The sequence below is a fragment of the Marinomonas sp. HM11-D genome, from assembly GCF_057626615.1.
Window position 1 is genome coordinate 1 of record NZ_JBMMKT010000022.1, and the last position, 14,278, is coordinate 14,278.

Annotated in this window: 14 protein-coding genes; 5 read left to right on the top strand and 9 right to left on the bottom strand. The window is 48.3% G+C overall.

Translation table 11 applies throughout. The features are described from left to right. Positions 1-16: 16 nt before the first annotated feature. From ACOSVP_RS17930 to aptA, 5 genes are all read right to left on the bottom strand, one after another. A complete protein-coding gene (locus ACOSVP_RS17930; RefSeq protein ID WP_487348850.1) occupies positions 17-553 on the bottom strand; it encodes an NADPH-dependent FMN reductase in 537 nt (178 codons plus the stop codon). 97 nt (positions 554-650) lie between these two features. Then, the gene (locus ACOSVP_RS17935) at positions 651-1,343 is read right to left on the bottom strand and encodes an aspartate/glutamate racemase family protein (protein ID WP_487348851.1); all 693 of its coding nucleotides are present in this window, start codon (positions 1,341-1,343) and stop codon (positions 651-653) included. Positions 1,344-1,395: 52 nt separating this feature from the next. Further along, positions 1,396-1,824, bottom strand: a complete 429-nt coding sequence (locus ACOSVP_RS17940) for a BLUF domain-containing protein (protein ID WP_487348852.1) — start codon at positions 1,822-1,824, stop codon at positions 1,396-1,398. A 155-nt stretch (positions 1,825-1,979) separates the two neighbouring features. Continuing rightward, complete coding sequence (locus tag ACOSVP_RS17945; protein ID WP_487348853.1) at positions 1,980-3,476, bottom strand: CoA-acylating methylmalonate-semialdehyde dehydrogenase; 1,497 nt, start codon at positions 3,474-3,476, stop codon at positions 1,980-1,982. A 44-nt stretch (positions 3,477-3,520) separates the two neighbouring features. After that, the gene (aptA, locus tag ACOSVP_RS17950) at positions 3,521-4,861 is read right to left on the bottom strand and encodes an omega-aminotransferase AptA (RefSeq protein WP_487348854.1); all 1,341 of its coding nucleotides are present in this window, start codon (positions 4,859-4,861) and stop codon (positions 3,521-3,523) included. An 86-nt stretch (positions 4,862-4,947) separates the two neighbouring features. Here aptA and ACOSVP_RS17955 point away from each other — a divergent pair, with 86 nt between their 5' ends. The 3 genes from ACOSVP_RS17955 to ACOSVP_RS17965 all read left to right on the top strand — a co-directional run bounded on the left by ACOSVP_RS17955 (position 4,948) and on the right by ACOSVP_RS17965 (position 9,270). Further along, positions 4,948-5,859, top strand: coding sequence for a LysR family transcriptional regulator (locus ACOSVP_RS17955; protein ID WP_487348855.1), 912 nt, complete (start codon positions 4,948-4,950; stop codon positions 5,857-5,859). 169 nt (positions 5,860-6,028) lie between these two features. Next, complete coding sequence (locus tag ACOSVP_RS17960; protein WP_487348856.1) at positions 6,029-6,823, top strand: substrate-binding periplasmic protein; 795 nt, start codon at positions 6,029-6,031, stop codon at positions 6,821-6,823. 17 nt (positions 6,824-6,840) lie between these two features. Further along, positions 6,841-9,270: a putative bifunctional diguanylate cyclase/phosphodiesterase gene (locus tag ACOSVP_RS17965; RefSeq protein ID WP_487348857.1), complete on the top strand. Its 2,430-nt coding sequence runs from the start codon at positions 6,841-6,843 to the stop codon at positions 9,268-9,270. Positions 9,271-9,297: 27 nt separating this feature from the next. Here ACOSVP_RS17965 and ACOSVP_RS17970 read toward each other — a convergent pair whose 3' ends face one another. Then, positions 9,298-10,161, bottom strand: coding sequence for a GNAT family N-acetyltransferase (locus tag ACOSVP_RS17970; RefSeq protein WP_487348858.1), 864 nt, complete (start codon positions 10,159-10,161; stop codon positions 9,298-9,300). A 172-nt stretch (positions 10,162-10,333) separates the two neighbouring features. On the opposite strand from ACOSVP_RS17970, the gene ACOSVP_RS17975 reads away from it, so the two are divergent. Together ACOSVP_RS17975 and ACOSVP_RS17980 are read left to right on the top strand one after the other, a co-directional pair. After that, positions 10,334-10,705, top strand: a complete 372-nt coding sequence (locus ACOSVP_RS17975) for a glutathione S-transferase N-terminal domain-containing protein (RefSeq protein WP_487348859.1) — start codon at positions 10,334-10,336, stop codon at positions 10,703-10,705. Positions 10,706-10,782: 77 nt separating this feature from the next. After that, positions 10,783-11,547, top strand: a complete 765-nt coding sequence (locus ACOSVP_RS17980) for a M90 family metallopeptidase (RefSeq protein WP_487348860.1) — start codon at positions 10,783-10,785, stop codon at positions 11,545-11,547. Between the two features lie 79 nt (positions 11,548-11,626). Here the strand turns inward: ACOSVP_RS17980 and ACOSVP_RS17985 are convergent, their stop codons facing one another. From ACOSVP_RS17985 to zwf, 3 genes are all read right to left on the bottom strand, one after another. Then, entirely contained in the window at positions 11,627-11,989 is a 363-nt protein-coding gene (locus tag ACOSVP_RS17985) for a RidA family protein (protein ID WP_487348861.1), read from the bottom strand. Between the two features lie 158 nt (positions 11,990-12,147). After that, positions 12,148-12,771: a bifunctional 4-hydroxy-2-oxoglutarate aldolase/2-dehydro-3-deoxy-phosphogluconate aldolase gene (locus ACOSVP_RS17990; RefSeq protein ID WP_487348862.1), complete on the bottom strand. Its 624-nt coding sequence runs from the start codon at positions 12,769-12,771 to the stop codon at positions 12,148-12,150. An 18-nt stretch (positions 12,772-12,789) separates the two neighbouring features. Next, positions 12,790-14,265, bottom strand: coding sequence for a glucose-6-phosphate dehydrogenase (gene zwf / locus ACOSVP_RS17995; RefSeq protein ID WP_487348875.1), 1,476 nt, complete (start codon positions 14,263-14,265; stop codon positions 12,790-12,792). Between the last annotated feature and the right edge of the window lie 13 nt (positions 14,266-14,278).

The window sequence follows — 14,278 nt, forward strand, 5'->3', positions numbered from 1 at the left end:
AAGCATAACTGGCAAATTATTCGCCTAGTTTAGCCAGCATCTCTTTTAGCTTTTCAGACAACTCAGCGTTAACTAGCACACCTTTTTCAGTGTCGAAGTTATCGTTGAAAGAAGGTACTGACAAGCTGCCTTTTAGATCCATACCAAAGAAGGCTGCAGAACCTACTGCACTTGCAAGAACACTGCCTGCGCCGCCAGGGCCAGGAGAAGTCGATAGCAATACTGTTGGAGTGTTCTGGTACGCTTTCATATCGATACGAGATACCCAGTCGTATAGGTTCTTGTAGACCGCTGCGTAGGAACCATTGTGCTCAGCGAAAGAAATGATCACCGCATCCGCCGCACCGATTTTGTCAAAGAACTGCTGCGCTAGAGGGTGCATGCCGTTTTCTGTTTGACGCTCGATACTGTAAAGCGGCAGCTCGTAATCGTTCATGTCTAGGATTTCAATGTCCGCACCTTTGTTTTCGGCAACAAGGTTCGCTGCATGAGTCACTAGTTGTTTGTTAATAGATGCTTTGTGGTTAGTTGCTGCAAAGGCTAATACTTTCACGGTTAATCCCTCGAATAAGTGTTTAACATATGTCCAAAAATAACACGTTAATAAGGATCAAATATGTCTAAAAACATCACATTAGTTAATACAATATTTACTTTAATGCAATAGTCACCGCAGCCTGTGCATGAATCGCCGTGGTATCAAATAACGGCACAGGGGAATCTTGTTGAGTAATCAACATACCAATCTCGGTACAGCCTAGAATAACGGCCTGAGCCCCCTGTTCAGACAGCGTATTAATAATGCGTAAGTATTCAGCTTTAGAATGTTCAGAAACCACACCTAAACACAACTCTTGGAAAATAACTTGATGGACCAATGCGCGATCGGTTTCATTTGGCACTAGGACTTCCAAACCAAAACGCTCACTTAGGCGATCTTTATAAAAGGCCTGCTCCATGGTGAAAGCCGTGCCCAATAATCCCACTTTAGTTACGCCTGCCTGCTGCAAGGCGTCACCGGTGGCATCGGCGATATGCAGTAGAGGAATGTTAATCGCTGCTTCAATCTCCTCAGCGACTTTATGCATGGTATTGGTACAAATCAGTAACAAGTCGGCGCCCGCCGCTTCAATACTCTGAGCGGCTTTAGCCAAAATAGCACCGGCTTGCGGCCAATCCCCACTACGTTGACAGGCCTCAATCTCTGCAAAGTCGACGCTATTTAAGACAATTTTGGCAGAATGTAGGCCACCTAAAGCTTGCTTGACGCCTTCATTGACGACTCGGTAATAGCCTTGTGTACTTTCCCAACTCATGCCCCCAAGCATACCGATTGTCTTCATAGGTCACCGCACTCTTTAAATCAATGTATAAGAGTGAACGATAAAAGCATGTCTATTCAATAACCTCAACTGAGACATGATCTCTTAGCTCTAACATCATGGCTAACTGGCTCTTGCTCGACATGGTGTAAGGGTTAAATTTAGTGTCGGTAGAGTATTTCAAAATAATGGGAGTCGTGACTTTTGACTCTGGAATATAACCCATTTTCCAACTTTCAAACTCACGCTGGTAGACTTCAACAAATTCGCTAATGACGACATTTTTATGTCTGTCATCGTGAGCAATTTTTAAAAAGAGTTCGTTAACCGTATCGCGATCACCTTCCAACACCTGCAGGAAATAGCGTCGGTTAAAATACAACAAGCCAGTAATATTGTGTTTTTTATTCTCCGATTTCGAGCAGGTCATGATTTTTGTAATGGCATCTTTTTCTAAATCTTTGGCAATGGTGCTGGCATAAATCATTCGAACAAGCGACATAAAGCTCTCCTTAAGGTTAAGCGCTTCTTTCAGGATAGATGAGATTAAGAAATCTGCTGGGCAGTGAATACACAGATTCAGTAGTGATATGTAACGATTTTTAGCAACAAAAAAGCCCTTTCACAGGAAAGGGCTTTGAGTGCAATCAGCGCATGTTATTGCTGACTCGGGAAGGCGAATTGCGCCGCTTCATGAGTGGCACGTTTTGGCCAACGCTGGCTAATGGTTTTACGGCGAGTATAGAAGCGTACCCCATCCGGACCGTAAGCATGTAGGTCACCAAACAAAGAACGTTTCCAACCACCAAAACTATGGGACGCCACTGGCACTGGCAAAGGTACGTTGACGCCGACCATGCCTGCTTCCACCTCGTCGCAGAACAGGTCTGCGGCTTCACCATCGCGAGTAAAGATGCAGGTGCCATTGCCGTATTCATGGGCGTTAATTAGGGCAATGCCTTCTTCTAAACTATTCACACGTACGATACATAGCACTGGACCAAAGATTTCTTCTTGGTAAATGCTCATCTCAGGAGTCACTCGGTCAAATAAGCAACCACCGATAAAGTAACCGTCCGCATGGTCTGGCACGCTTAAACCACGACCGTCAATCAATAGCTCTGCGCCACTGTCGACACCTTCTTGTACATACTGAGTGACCTTGTCAAAGTGCTCTTTGGAAATCAGCGGCCCCATATCGACACCTGCTTGAGTGTAAGCGCCCACACGCAGTTCATTGATTTGCGGTGTCAGCTTAGCAATCAAGCGCTCAGCGGTTTCATCGCCGACACACACGGCCACAGAAATCGCCATACAACGCTCACCACAGGAGCCAAACGCGGCGCCCATCAAGGCACTCACTGCGCCATCTAGTTCAGCATCTGGCATGACAATAGCGTGGTTTTTCGCGCCGCCTAACGCCTGTACACGCTTGCCCTTTGCGGTGCCTTGGGTGTAGATATATTCCGCCACTGGGGTTGAGCCTACAAAGCTCATGGCTTTTACTTGTGGTGCAGCAATCAGTGCGTCCACCACGTCTTTGCCACCGTTGATCACACTTAACACGCCTTTTGGTAAGCCCGCTTCATTTAACAGGTTTGCGATAAACAAAGTGGAGCTAGGGTCTTTTTCGGAAGGTTTCAGAATAAAACAGTTACCGCAGACAATTGCCAATGGATACATCCACAGCGGCACCATGGCAGGGAAGTTAAACGGCGTAATGCCCGCCACAATACCCACTGGTTTAAAGTCGCTCCAAGCATTGATGCCAGGACCAGTATTAAAGGAGTACTCGCCCTTTAATAACTCTGGCGCAGCACAGGCGTATTCTACGTTTTCAATACCCCGTTGCAGTTCACCCAAGGCATCCGGGATGGTTTTGCCGTGCTCTTCGCTGATCAATTTGGCGATCTGATCTTGGTTTTTCTCCAATAACTCTTTAAAGCGGAACATGACGCGGGCACGTTTTAACGGCGGTGTGGCACGCCATTCTGGTAGCGCTTGCTCTGCCGCAGCAATGGCCGCCGCTACGGTTTGCTCTGTGCCCATTTCCATCACACAGGTCACTTTACCTGTGGCAGGGTTAAAGACATCGATGGTTTGCTCGCTGTGGCTAACCATTTCACCAGCGATCAAATGCGTCACTTTTTGCATAATTTTATTACCTTATTCAATACTACTTATTCGTCAAAATCGGGTTAGTCGAGACTTTCAAGGGTTTCATGTACCGCATTGAACAGTCGCTCTAAATCGTCTGGATCGGCATTAAAGGTAGGTCCAAACTGCAGAGTATCGCCACCTGCGCGAACACAAAAACCTTTATCCCATAACGCCAACATCGCCTGGAAAGGTCGTAGGGTTGGATCACCGTCTTTCGCTTGAATCTGCAGCGCCCCCGCTAAGCCACAGTTACGAATGTCGATTACATGCTGAGTGCCCTTCAAAGCGTGCAGCTTGTTTTCAAAAATCGGCGCTAATTCTGCCGACTGCTGAATCAAATGATCACGCTCTAATAAATCGAGTGTAGCTAAAGCCGCAGCACAGGCGACAGGGTGTGCTGAATAGGTGTAACCGTGAGCGAACTCGGTCGCATGCGGCGCCAGCTCTTGTTGCATAAAGGTTTGGTAGATGTCATCCGACGTCACTACTGCCCCCATCGGGATCGCGCCATTGGTGATCTGCTTGGCACAATTTAAAATATCCGGCGTCACGCCAAAATATTCTGCCCCCGTCCAACGTCCCATACGACCAAAGGCGGTAATCACTTCATCAAAAATCAATAGGATGTCGTGCTGGTCACAGATTTCACGCAAGCGTTGCAAATAACCGACTGGCGGTACAATTACCCCAGCGGAGCCAGACATAGGCTCAACAATCAAAGCCGCAATGTTTGAAGCATCGTGTAGCTCGATCAGTTTGAGCATTTCATTGGCCAGCTCCACTCCGCCGCTTTGCGCCATACCTTGAGTAAAGGCTAACTCAGGCTGCAAGGTATGCGGAATGTGATCAGCGTCGACCAATTGACCGAAGGTTTTACGATTGCCATTGATGCCACCTAAACTGGTGCCACCAAAATTCACCCCATGATAACCACGAGCACGACCAATCAACTTGGTTTTGCTCGGTTTGCCTTTAGCACGCCAATAAGCACGGGCAAGCTTCAAAGACGTATCGGCACTTTCTGAACCAGAGCCGGTAAACAACACGTGATCTAAGCCTTGCGGCATCTTGGCAACAATGCGCTCTGCCAATTGGAAAGACAGCGGGTGGGCAAACTGGAACGCGGGGGAGTAATCCAATGCTCCTAATTGCTCAGCAACGGCTTTTTGAATTTCAGGGCGTGCATGGCCTGCACCACAGGTCCATAAGCCGGATAAGGAGTCATAGATATCACGGCCATGTTGATCTTTAAACCAAGAGCCAGACGCCGACGCAATGATACGCGGATGCTGCTGAAAATGACGATTGCCGGAGAAAGGCATCCAGTGCGCACTGAGATCCACTGGTAACTCACCTTTAGAACCTTGAAACTGACCCATACCAAGCCCTCTTAACGATTGATCCCTTGTTTTCGCATGAGTTTAGGTTAAGTTAAATACAAACTTACTTTACATAGGTTAAGTAAATGCAAAACAAAAAGAAGCGCCCTTTGATCAATCAGATCACCGACTTTGATATCAAGCTATTACGCCTATTCAAAACCGTGGTCGAATGCGGCAGCTACACCGCCGCAGAAACCATCCTCGGTATTACCAAATCGGCCATATCTATCCAAATGAGTGATCTAGAAAAACGCCTCAATATGAAGCTCTGTCATCGTGGGCGCGGTGGTATTACGCTCACCGAGGAAGGCGAGTCGGTGCTTTCCTCCGTTGAAGTGCTACTGGCTTCAATCGAACAGTTTCGTAACGACGTTAACCAAATTAATAACGAGCTGCGCGGCGAGCTAAATATCGCTCTGGTGAATAACTTGGTGACCCAACCCCATATGCGCATTACCCACGCGTTACGGGATTTGCGCACCATGAGTGACAAGATCAATATCAACATCACCATGGCGACGCCAAACGATATCGAAAAAGGCGTGATTGATGGACGCTTTCATGTAGGCGTAGTGCCTGCCACCAATAAAAGCTCCGGACTGCACTACAAAGACTTGTACAACGAACAATACCTTTTGTATTGCAGTGACCAGCATCCTTACTTTCACACCGACAACATGAGCGATGCCATGCTCAAGCAAACCAATACCGTTGTAACAGGACATCGTATGACGCCGGAAGCAATCGCCATGCATCAAAAACTGCGCTGCAGTGCTACTGCTTCCGACCATGAAGGCGTAGCATTTTTAATCCTCACGGGCACCTACATCGGCTTTTTGCCTGAGCATTACGCCGATTATTGGGTTGAAAAAGGCCGCATGAAAGCGCTACTCGCCGAGCACTACCAGTTTCCACTCGACCTTAATTTGATTACCAAACGTGGCCAGCAGCATAATCAAATTCTTGAGCAATTTATGACCTTTGTCGGGGTATAAATTTCACGCCATCGACATCAGTCGATATTGACCCTTTCCGACAGCTATGTCGCTGTAATGAAACTGATTATTAATTAAAGGTATGAAATAGTGTAAAAAATTAGTATAACCATACTCTTTAAATGCAAAGTTATCTGCTATAGCCGCCATCGAACGCTAGGAGACAAGAGTGAGGCAAAGGATTCATCTAGCTGTCATTACCCTAATACTTATGCTTCACTCCCAAGCTCATGGGGAAAGCATAGAACTCTATGCGATTCATTTCCCGCCCTATGTGATTGATGCCAGCATTGAACACCCTTACCCAGACAACGACGGTGGTGATGGCCTCTACGGCATTGATATCGAGCTGATTCGTGAAGCCTATCAAAGCCAAGGTATCGATGTGAGCTTTAAACTAGGTGCTTGGAAGCGCATGATGCGAGATGTAGAGCAAGGGCTCATTTTGGGAGCAGCTTCTTGTCGCCCGATTACTTCACGAGCCAATTTTAGCTATTTCTCTGAACCCGTCAGTTTCGCCACCATGGTGCTAGGCACCAGCACAAACTACTTAGGCCAAGAGTCCCAACTGCCCCTTAATAGACTCAGCCAGCACAAAAATATCGTCAACGCAGGTTGGGCCCAAGAAGCCGTCCTCACTCATCACGGTATCAGTTACTCAACGGTTAACGGCATCAGACAAGGGGTGTCATTAGTATTACATCGTAACCAAGATGTGTTTATGACCGATAAGGAAAGCCTGCTATACGTACTGGATCAGATGGACGTCCGCGACCAGTTCAGCATTTACGGTATCGAAGGCATCGACTACAAGCATTATGGGGTTTGCTTTAGTAAAAAGTATCCTGATTCGGAGCGTTTATTGCGTGCCCTAAACCAAGGTCTTCGGGCATTAAAGGAATCAGGGCGCACCCAAGTTCTATACGACAAGTATGGCATCACAGCCCCAACAGTTAGCCCATAACTCAGGAAAGAGAAATCATGCTGGCTCTGCGTAAACGCTTATCCTACAAACAAACCAAATGGGTACTCTTGCTACTATTGATCATGACGGTCTTAGTGAGCATCTACCACATTTATTCCGATTGGCAGGAAGAAAAAAGCAACATCCACGAACGAGTGATCGGCACCCTTGAAATCGTACAAAACGCTGCCACGGAGTCAGCTTACACCTTGGACAATGGCCTGGCAGAAAAAGTCTTAGCTGGCCTCACACGCAGTAACCTCTTCTATCGCATGCGTCTAAGTGACGACTTGGGTAACCGTATGGCGGTCTATCAACGTCCTTTGGTCAGTAATAGCTATGGCTGGATCACAGACTATTTATCCAACGACCTTTCCCAATATTATGTATTAGACCTGACCCGAGACAGCATGAAAGTGGGTCGTCTTGAAGCTGAGATCGATTACGACGTGGTCACCGCTAACTTTATTAGCCGCAGTATTCGCTTAGTCTCAACCACCTTATTTGGCATCTTGATTGTCGGCGCCGTGATGCTGACACTGATTTATATTCAAACCTCACGTCCTATTTCCCAGTTTATCGAACGTCTCAGCCTATTAGCCAAAAGCCAATCTAACCAAGGCGGCGTGTACTTTCCTGAGTCCGCGCGCGATGACGAACTGGGTGTACTGGCGCGTACCTTCACCGCCCTTTGGCATCAACGCCAATCGGTGCAAACAGAACTAGAGAAACGTGAGGCCTACTTCCGCGCGGTGATTCAACAGTCCCGCGAATGTATGCTGATGACGAACCAAGATGGTCAAATCCTCGACTGCAATAATGCTGCTCGACACCTATTGGGCTACGGTGAAAAAAATTTACTGTCGATCAATCTGAAAGCCATCGACCCTAAATTTAGTAAAACGGAGCTACTCGACTGGGCCAAGAATGCACTGGGTAAAGTGTCCACCTTTGAGACCCATTATACGCGTCGTAATGGCACCACTGTGCCTGTCGAAGTCTGCGCCAGTGTCATCAATCTGGATGGTTTACCGCGTTACCTAGTCTCAGTACGCGACATTACCCAGCGCATCAAAGACCAAGAGCAGGTCAAATATTTGGCCTATTACGATGCCCTCACCAACTTACCCAACCGACGTCTATTGCATGACCGCCTCGATAATGCGATTGAGGTCTGCCGTGAGCACGGCCATATTGGTGGCGTGTTATTTATCGACTTGGATCGCTTTAAAACCATCAATGATTCCATGGGCCACCACGCTGGAGATCAGCTGTTGATTGAGGTATCAAAACGCATTACCACCTTGTTAGCTAAAGGCGATACCGCCTCGCGTATGGGCGGAGATGAGTTTGTGCTACTCCTGCCGGATCTGTCGAACAGTCTCGAAGAGGCGCAGACCGAAGTCTCGCATCTGGCCGAGCGCTTACTTGAGCGACTTAACCAAGCCTTTATGATTCAAGACGTAGAGTTGTATGTGTCCGCTAGTATCGGCATCAGCCTATTTCCACTGGATCACTCTGATGGTATGCGCATCCTGCAACAAGCCGACACCGCCATGTACCGCGCCAAAGAGAATGGCCGCAATGGCTTCCATTTCTATCAAAATGAGATGCAACAATACGCCACCGATCGTTTGAAAATGGAAAAAGCCTTACACCATGCGTTGGAGCGTAATGAATTGCGCTTGGTGTATCAACCGCAAGTCAATCAACACGGCGAGCTGATCGGTCTCGAAGCGTTAGTGCGCTGGTTTAGTCCAGAGCTAGGCATGATTCCACCAGACCAATTTATTCCGATCGCTGAAGAAACGGGATTGATTGTACCATTGGGCGAATGGGTACTGACTGAGGCTTGCCAGCAATTGCGTGCTTGGCAACAAGTGACCGGCTTACCGGACAGTTTCCAAAGTTTGGCTATTAACATCAGTCCGTATCAGTTTTCGCGCGAAGATTTTGTCGATCAAGTGCTCAAGGTGTTTAAGCAAACCCAAATTGATCCAAGCTACATCGACTTAGAAATCACGGAAAACATGCTGGTGGAAAACATCAAAGCGGTGGCGTCCAAAATGCAGCGTCTTAAGGATCACGGTGTACACTTTTCCATCGATGATTTTGGCACCGGCTACTCTTCTTTGCGCTACTTGAAGTATCTACCGTTGAGCCAGCTTAAGATCGACCAATCCTTTGTCCGGGACATCAGTGAAGATCCACATAGCTACGAAATCATCAATACGATTATCTCTATGGCTAAACATATGAAGCTGTCAGTGATTGCGGAAGGGGTGGAGACGCCGTTTGAAAAAGAAGTGCTGAGCAAAATTGGTTGTAGCCGCTATCAAGGCTATTACTTCTCAAAACCGCTGGAGAAACAAGATCTGAACCTATTGCTGTTACTAGATTGCCGTTTCCCGATCCAACAAGAAGTCGAAACCTCGTTGGAATGTTAACTAAGCTGAGGGTTTTCCATCATGAACTTAGCCAGCCACCCAGATCATAATAAATTCTGGCTGGCTGGTGGCTGGGTTAATTTGTTCACTGGCCACCTTAAAGCCTTGAGAAAGATAAAAACCGATCGCCGCGTCATTGGCTTTAAACACCGATAAGGTTAACGAATCTAACTCGGCTTTCGCATGGTTCAGCAGCTCACGGCCAATCCCTTGCGTTTGGTATTCAGGCGCCACAAACAGAGCCGCTAAAGTGTTTTGTCGCAGCGCATAAAAGCCCACCACTTGGCCCAGCTTCTCATAAACATAAACCCTCGCCGAGGGCAAATAGCCATCACGCATGTCAGATACTTGCCCCGCCCAAAAGTCTGGCGAGACAAAATCATGGGCCTTAATTGAGGCCGTCAGCCAAACACTCAGTACTGCATTTATGTCTTCGGCTTTGCACTCACGCACACCTTCAAGCGCCCCCTCTCCCAATAAACGGCTAACGCGATTTTTGGCTTGGTATTTCACACTCTCATCAATGCAGGAAGCCACGGCTATCATGGCGGCACCAATCAAACTGATGTCATCGGTATAGCCCAAAAATGGCGTTAAATCCGGAATCGCATCAATCGGCGTCAGCAAGTAGCCGAGGGCACCATAGATCGCTGTTTTATGCGCCAAAGTGCAGTCTTTGTGTTCCGTAGCGTAGTACAGAGTAAAGGCCTTTTCCAAACCAGCACGGCCAATGGCGCGGGCGTAACGCTTACACTTACTCCAAAACCCCTGTTCATCATAAGCATCAGCGTATTCTTGCGCGACTTCATCAAGGGAAACAGGCGTGAGCACAGGCAAGCTTTCGCCTGCCTGCTCTTGGGAGCGTTTTTTCCAACCTAACTTTTCAAACACAACGACCACCTACTGCATGGGCTTTTGTACTGCTCTTAATCTTAGCCCATTACGCAACAGAATCCGTGCTGCGCTTGTGCAAATTTTCCACATCTAACTCTTATGCTCACAGCCCTTTGCCGTTAGAATAGCGCCCATTACAACGATCTGATCGAACGAGAGAACCTAACCCATGAAATTATTGGTCAAACTGATCCGTAACCTACTTGGTGGCATCATTGTGTTGGCAGACCTGCTAACCCGTGGCAGAAAACAAAAACGTGCGCCGCAGCTACAAGACGCAGTGAATGAGCAAACCAAAAACTTAACTCTTTACCATTTCGCTGCGTGCCCGTTTTGCACGAAAACACGTCGCGCCATGCACAAGCTCAATCTAAACATTGAAAAGCGCAGTGCCTCACAAGGCTCACCTTACCGCCAAGAACTAGAAACCGGTGCGGGCAAAGTGAAAGTGCCCTGCCTACGCATTGAAAAGGATGGTAAAGTGGAGTGGATGTTCGAGTCGAATGACATCATTCGCTACCTTGAAAAGCGCTTTGCTTAATCCATCTTGCTATCGAAACGGCTTCTTCTAGAAGCCGTTTTCGTTTCCGCTCCGCATTCATAACCAAAGGCTAAATCATGTTCAAATGGATCTCGACATGGTGGGAAAACCGTCACATTCGCCAGCTCCCAGTTACCCGAGAGCAATGGGAAAGTGTTATGTCGGATTGGCCAGTGATGGCCCATTATCAAGGTACCCAGCGCGATGAACTGTATCAGCTTACATTGCGCTTCTTAGTGCATAAAGCCATCGCCCCAGGCGGTGATGCAAGGCTCACCGACGAAATGTGCTTGCGGGTTGCCACCATGGCTTGTGTGCCGATTCTGGAACTTGGTCTGCATTGGTACGACGCTTGGCAAACAGTGATCCTCTACCAAGGGGACTTTATCCCTAACCGCCCTTACCTGAGCGAAGATGGTGTGCTACACAATCAGTCTCCTAGACTCAGTGGTGAAGCTTGGTTACGCGGTCCGGTGATTTTATCTTGGGAATCGGTCGCTCACAGCGGGGCGCATGCGCGTCATGGTCACGCCAGTAATGTGGTGATTCATGAATTTGCCCATAAACTGGACATGCTAAGGGATGGCGCCAATGGCGCACCGCCGATGCATAAAGACATGCAGGTGGGGGAATGGCATCAAGTCTTTAGCGAAGCGTGGTCTCAGCTACAAGCGAACTGGCAACATCACCTTGGCTTACCCATTGATGAGTATGCGCTGACCAACCCTGCAGAGTTTTTCGCGGTCTGCAGTGAGACGTTCTTTGAAGATCCAAGACGCTTAGAGAAGCACTTACCTGACGTGTATCGCTTGCTCTGCTTGTTTTACCGACAAACGCTTTAGCGTAAATACTTTTAGCTCACACAAAGGTCAGCAGAAGGTAAAGTGCCTAGTCACTTTACCTTCTGCTTTGCCGTATGAGTTAAGCGAATTGCTCGCCTGCAGCCGCAGTGAAGACCATTTCCACAAGAAACTCTGGATCCGCTAATTCTGCTTTCACACACGCGCGGCTTGGCGCACAACCCTCTGGAAACCACTCATCCCATACCGCATTTAAAGCGCCAAGATTAGCGAAGTCAGTGATGTAGATAGTGGTCGATAAGATGCGCGATTTGTCACTGCCAATAGACGCTAAACGCTCTTCCACCTGCGCAAAGATCTGTTCCACTTGGCCAACGATATCGGCACTGGTATCGCTTTCAGGAACTTCAACAAAGTTCGCCACACCATTGAAAATGGTCACATCCGACCAGCGTTTGCAGGGGTTAATACGATGAATAGTCATGCCTTGCTCCTTATTGAATGGCCCGCATGATAACAATGAACGGCACCATACAACACTGTTTGCTGCGCAGCGCTTTATCTAGAAACAAATAAGCCAAAACAAAAACACCCCACAGAGAGAGCTCTCTGTGGGGTGTTTTGAAAATAGCGGAATTAAGCTTACTGCTGAACCGATTTTGCCAGTTCCGTGATCTCATCCCATTTGCCGGCTTTGACCAAGTCCGTCGGTACAATCCAAGAACCGCCAACACATAGCACACTGTCGAGCGCTAAGTATTCTTTGAAGTTCTTTTCATTGATACCGCCGGTTGGGCAGAAACGAATCTGTGGCAATGGACCCGAGAAAGCTTTCAACGCTTTGACGCCACCGTTGACTTCCGCTGGGAAGAATTTGAAGTGGTCGTAACCGTATTCCATTCCTAGCAAGATATCCGAAATGGTCGCGACCGCTGGTAGGTAAGGAATGTCGTACTCTTTACCTACTTTCAGTAGATCCGGCGTCATCCCAGGGCTGATGATAAATTGCGAGCCCGCTTCCACTGCCTTCACGTATTGCTCACGAGAGCAAACCGTACCCGCGCCAACGATGGCCTCAGGGACTTCTTTACGCAATGCTGTGATGGCCTCAAGCGCCGCTTCCGTACGAAGCGTCACCTCAAGCACTGGAACACCACCTGCGACCAAGGCTTTACCTAGGTTGACCGCTTGTTCCACGTCATCGACCACGATCACTGGAACCACAGGCGTTGCCGTCATCACTTGAGCGGCTGTGTAAGTTGTCATAGGTAAATCCTCTTTTGCTTAGTAGTCGTGCCAGTTACGGCCATCTTTGATTGGTAGTGCCATGGATGCCGCAGGCCCCCATGAACCAGAAGCGTACTCTTTTGGACGCTCGCTGGTTTGGTTCCAAGCTGCCATGATGCCGTCAACCCATTTCCAAGCCGCTTCTACTTCGTCGTAGCGCATAAACAGTGTCGCGTCGTCGCGCATCACGTCTAGTAATAGACGCTCGTAGGCTTCAGGGCTACGTTTGTTATGGAAGGCTTCGCTCAAACTTAGGTTCAGGTCTACTGGTTGAAGATTCATACCTTCACCCGCGCCAGGCACCTTGTTCATCACCGTTAGCGAGATTTTCTCTTCTGGTTGTAGGCGAATGATCAGCTGGTTGCGTTGTAACTGACGGTTACTTTCATCGTTAAAGATGCTGTGTGGAATCGACTTGTATTGGATCACGATTTCCGAGTAGCGCTGACCAAGACGCTTACCGGTACGTAGGTAAAATGGCACGCCCGCCCAACGCCAGTTATCGATGTCAGCACGTAGTGCAACGAAAGTCTCCGTGCGCGATTCTGGGTTAGACCCTTCTTCGTCAAAGTAGCCTTTTACTTCTTTGCCGTTGATCATGCCCTTGGCGTACTGACCACGAACGGTTTTGGTGTAAGCGTTCGCGCCTTCGATAGGACGCAGCGCTTTCAATACCTTGATCTTTTCATCACGAACAGAGTCCGCATCGTTACGACCAGGCGGCTCCATTGCCACCAAACACAGCAACTGCACCAGGTGGTTTTGCACCATGTCACGCAGCGCGCCAGCTTTGTCGTAGTAACCCCAACGGCCTTCTACACCCACGGTTTCAGACACGGTGATCTGTACGTTGTCGATGTGTGCACTGTCCCATAGAGGTTCAAACAGCGTGTTACCAAAACGGATCGCCAATAGGTTTTGAACCGTTTCTTTACCAAGGTAGTGGTCGATACGGAAGATTTGTTTCTCACCGAAGTTCTGCGTTACTTCGTCGTTGATCGCACGTGACGAAGTTAGGTCGCGGCCCAAAGGCTTTTCAAGTACCACACGCATACGCTCTTGGTTCAGACCTTGGTTAGCCAAAGAAGAACAGATCGAACCAAACAGATCCGGAGAAGTCGCTAGGTAGAACACCACGTCTTTGTCATCAGCACCCACATTCGCCTCGTTGAAACGGGCAAAATCGGACTCTTGTTGAGCGTCCACTGAGACATAGCTCAAACGCTCTTTAAAACGTGGCCAAGTTTTCTCATCGCCGATACTCTTTGGCACAAACTCGTCCAGTGCTTCACGCACTTTCGCTTGGTAGTCTGCAGCGCTCATTTCGCGGCGAGATGCACCAATGATACGAGTGTTTTTGGCGAGTAGACCGTCTTGGTCCAAGTGATAGAGAGCTGGAAGAAGCTTGCGCATGGCCAAGTCGCCACCGCCACCAAAAATCACCACATCACAGGCTTTTAAACTTGCCTTCATCATTTTCTCTCCG

Excerpts from the sequence above, each read along its gene's own strand:
- ACOSVP_RS17940 (WP_487348852.1), bottom strand. The coding sequence starts at position 1,824 with ATGTCGCTTGTTCGAATGATTTATGCCAGCACCATTGCCAAAGATTTA.
- aptA (WP_487348854.1), bottom strand. The coding sequence starts at position 4,861 with ATGGGTCAGTTTCAAGGTTCTAAAGGTGAGTTACCAGTGGATCTCAGT.
- ACOSVP_RS17935 (WP_487348851.1), bottom strand. The coding sequence starts at position 1,343 with ATGAAGACAATCGGTATGCTTGGGGGCATGAGTTGGGAAAGTACACAA.
- ACOSVP_RS17975 (WP_487348859.1), top strand. The coding sequence starts at position 10,334 with ATGAAATTATTGGTCAAACTGATCCGTAACCTACTTGGTGGCATCATT.
- ACOSVP_RS17955 (WP_487348855.1), top strand. The coding sequence starts at position 4,948 with ATGCAAAACAAAAAGAAGCGCCCTTTGATCAATCAGATCACCGACTTT.
- zwf (WP_487348875.1), bottom strand. The coding sequence starts at position 14,265 with ATGAAGGCAAGTTTAAAAGCCTGTGATGTGGTGATTTTTGGTGGCGGT.
- ACOSVP_RS17990 (WP_487348862.1), bottom strand. The coding sequence starts at position 12,771 with ATGACAACTTACACAGCCGCTCAAGTGATGACGGCAACGCCTGTGGTT.
- ACOSVP_RS17985 (WP_487348861.1), bottom strand. The coding sequence starts at position 11,989 with ATGACTATTCATCGTATTAACCCCTGCAAACGCTGGTCGGATGTGACC.
- ACOSVP_RS17945 (WP_487348853.1), bottom strand. The coding sequence starts at position 3,476 with ATGCAAAAAGTGACGCATTTGATCGCTGGTGAAATGGTTAGCCACAGC.
- ACOSVP_RS17980 (WP_487348860.1), top strand. The coding sequence starts at position 10,783 with ATGTTCAAATGGATCTCGACATGGTGGGAAAACCGTCACATTCGCCAG.
- ACOSVP_RS17965 (WP_487348857.1), top strand. The coding sequence starts at position 6,841 with ATGCTGGCTCTGCGTAAACGCTTATCCTACAAACAAACCAAATGGGTA.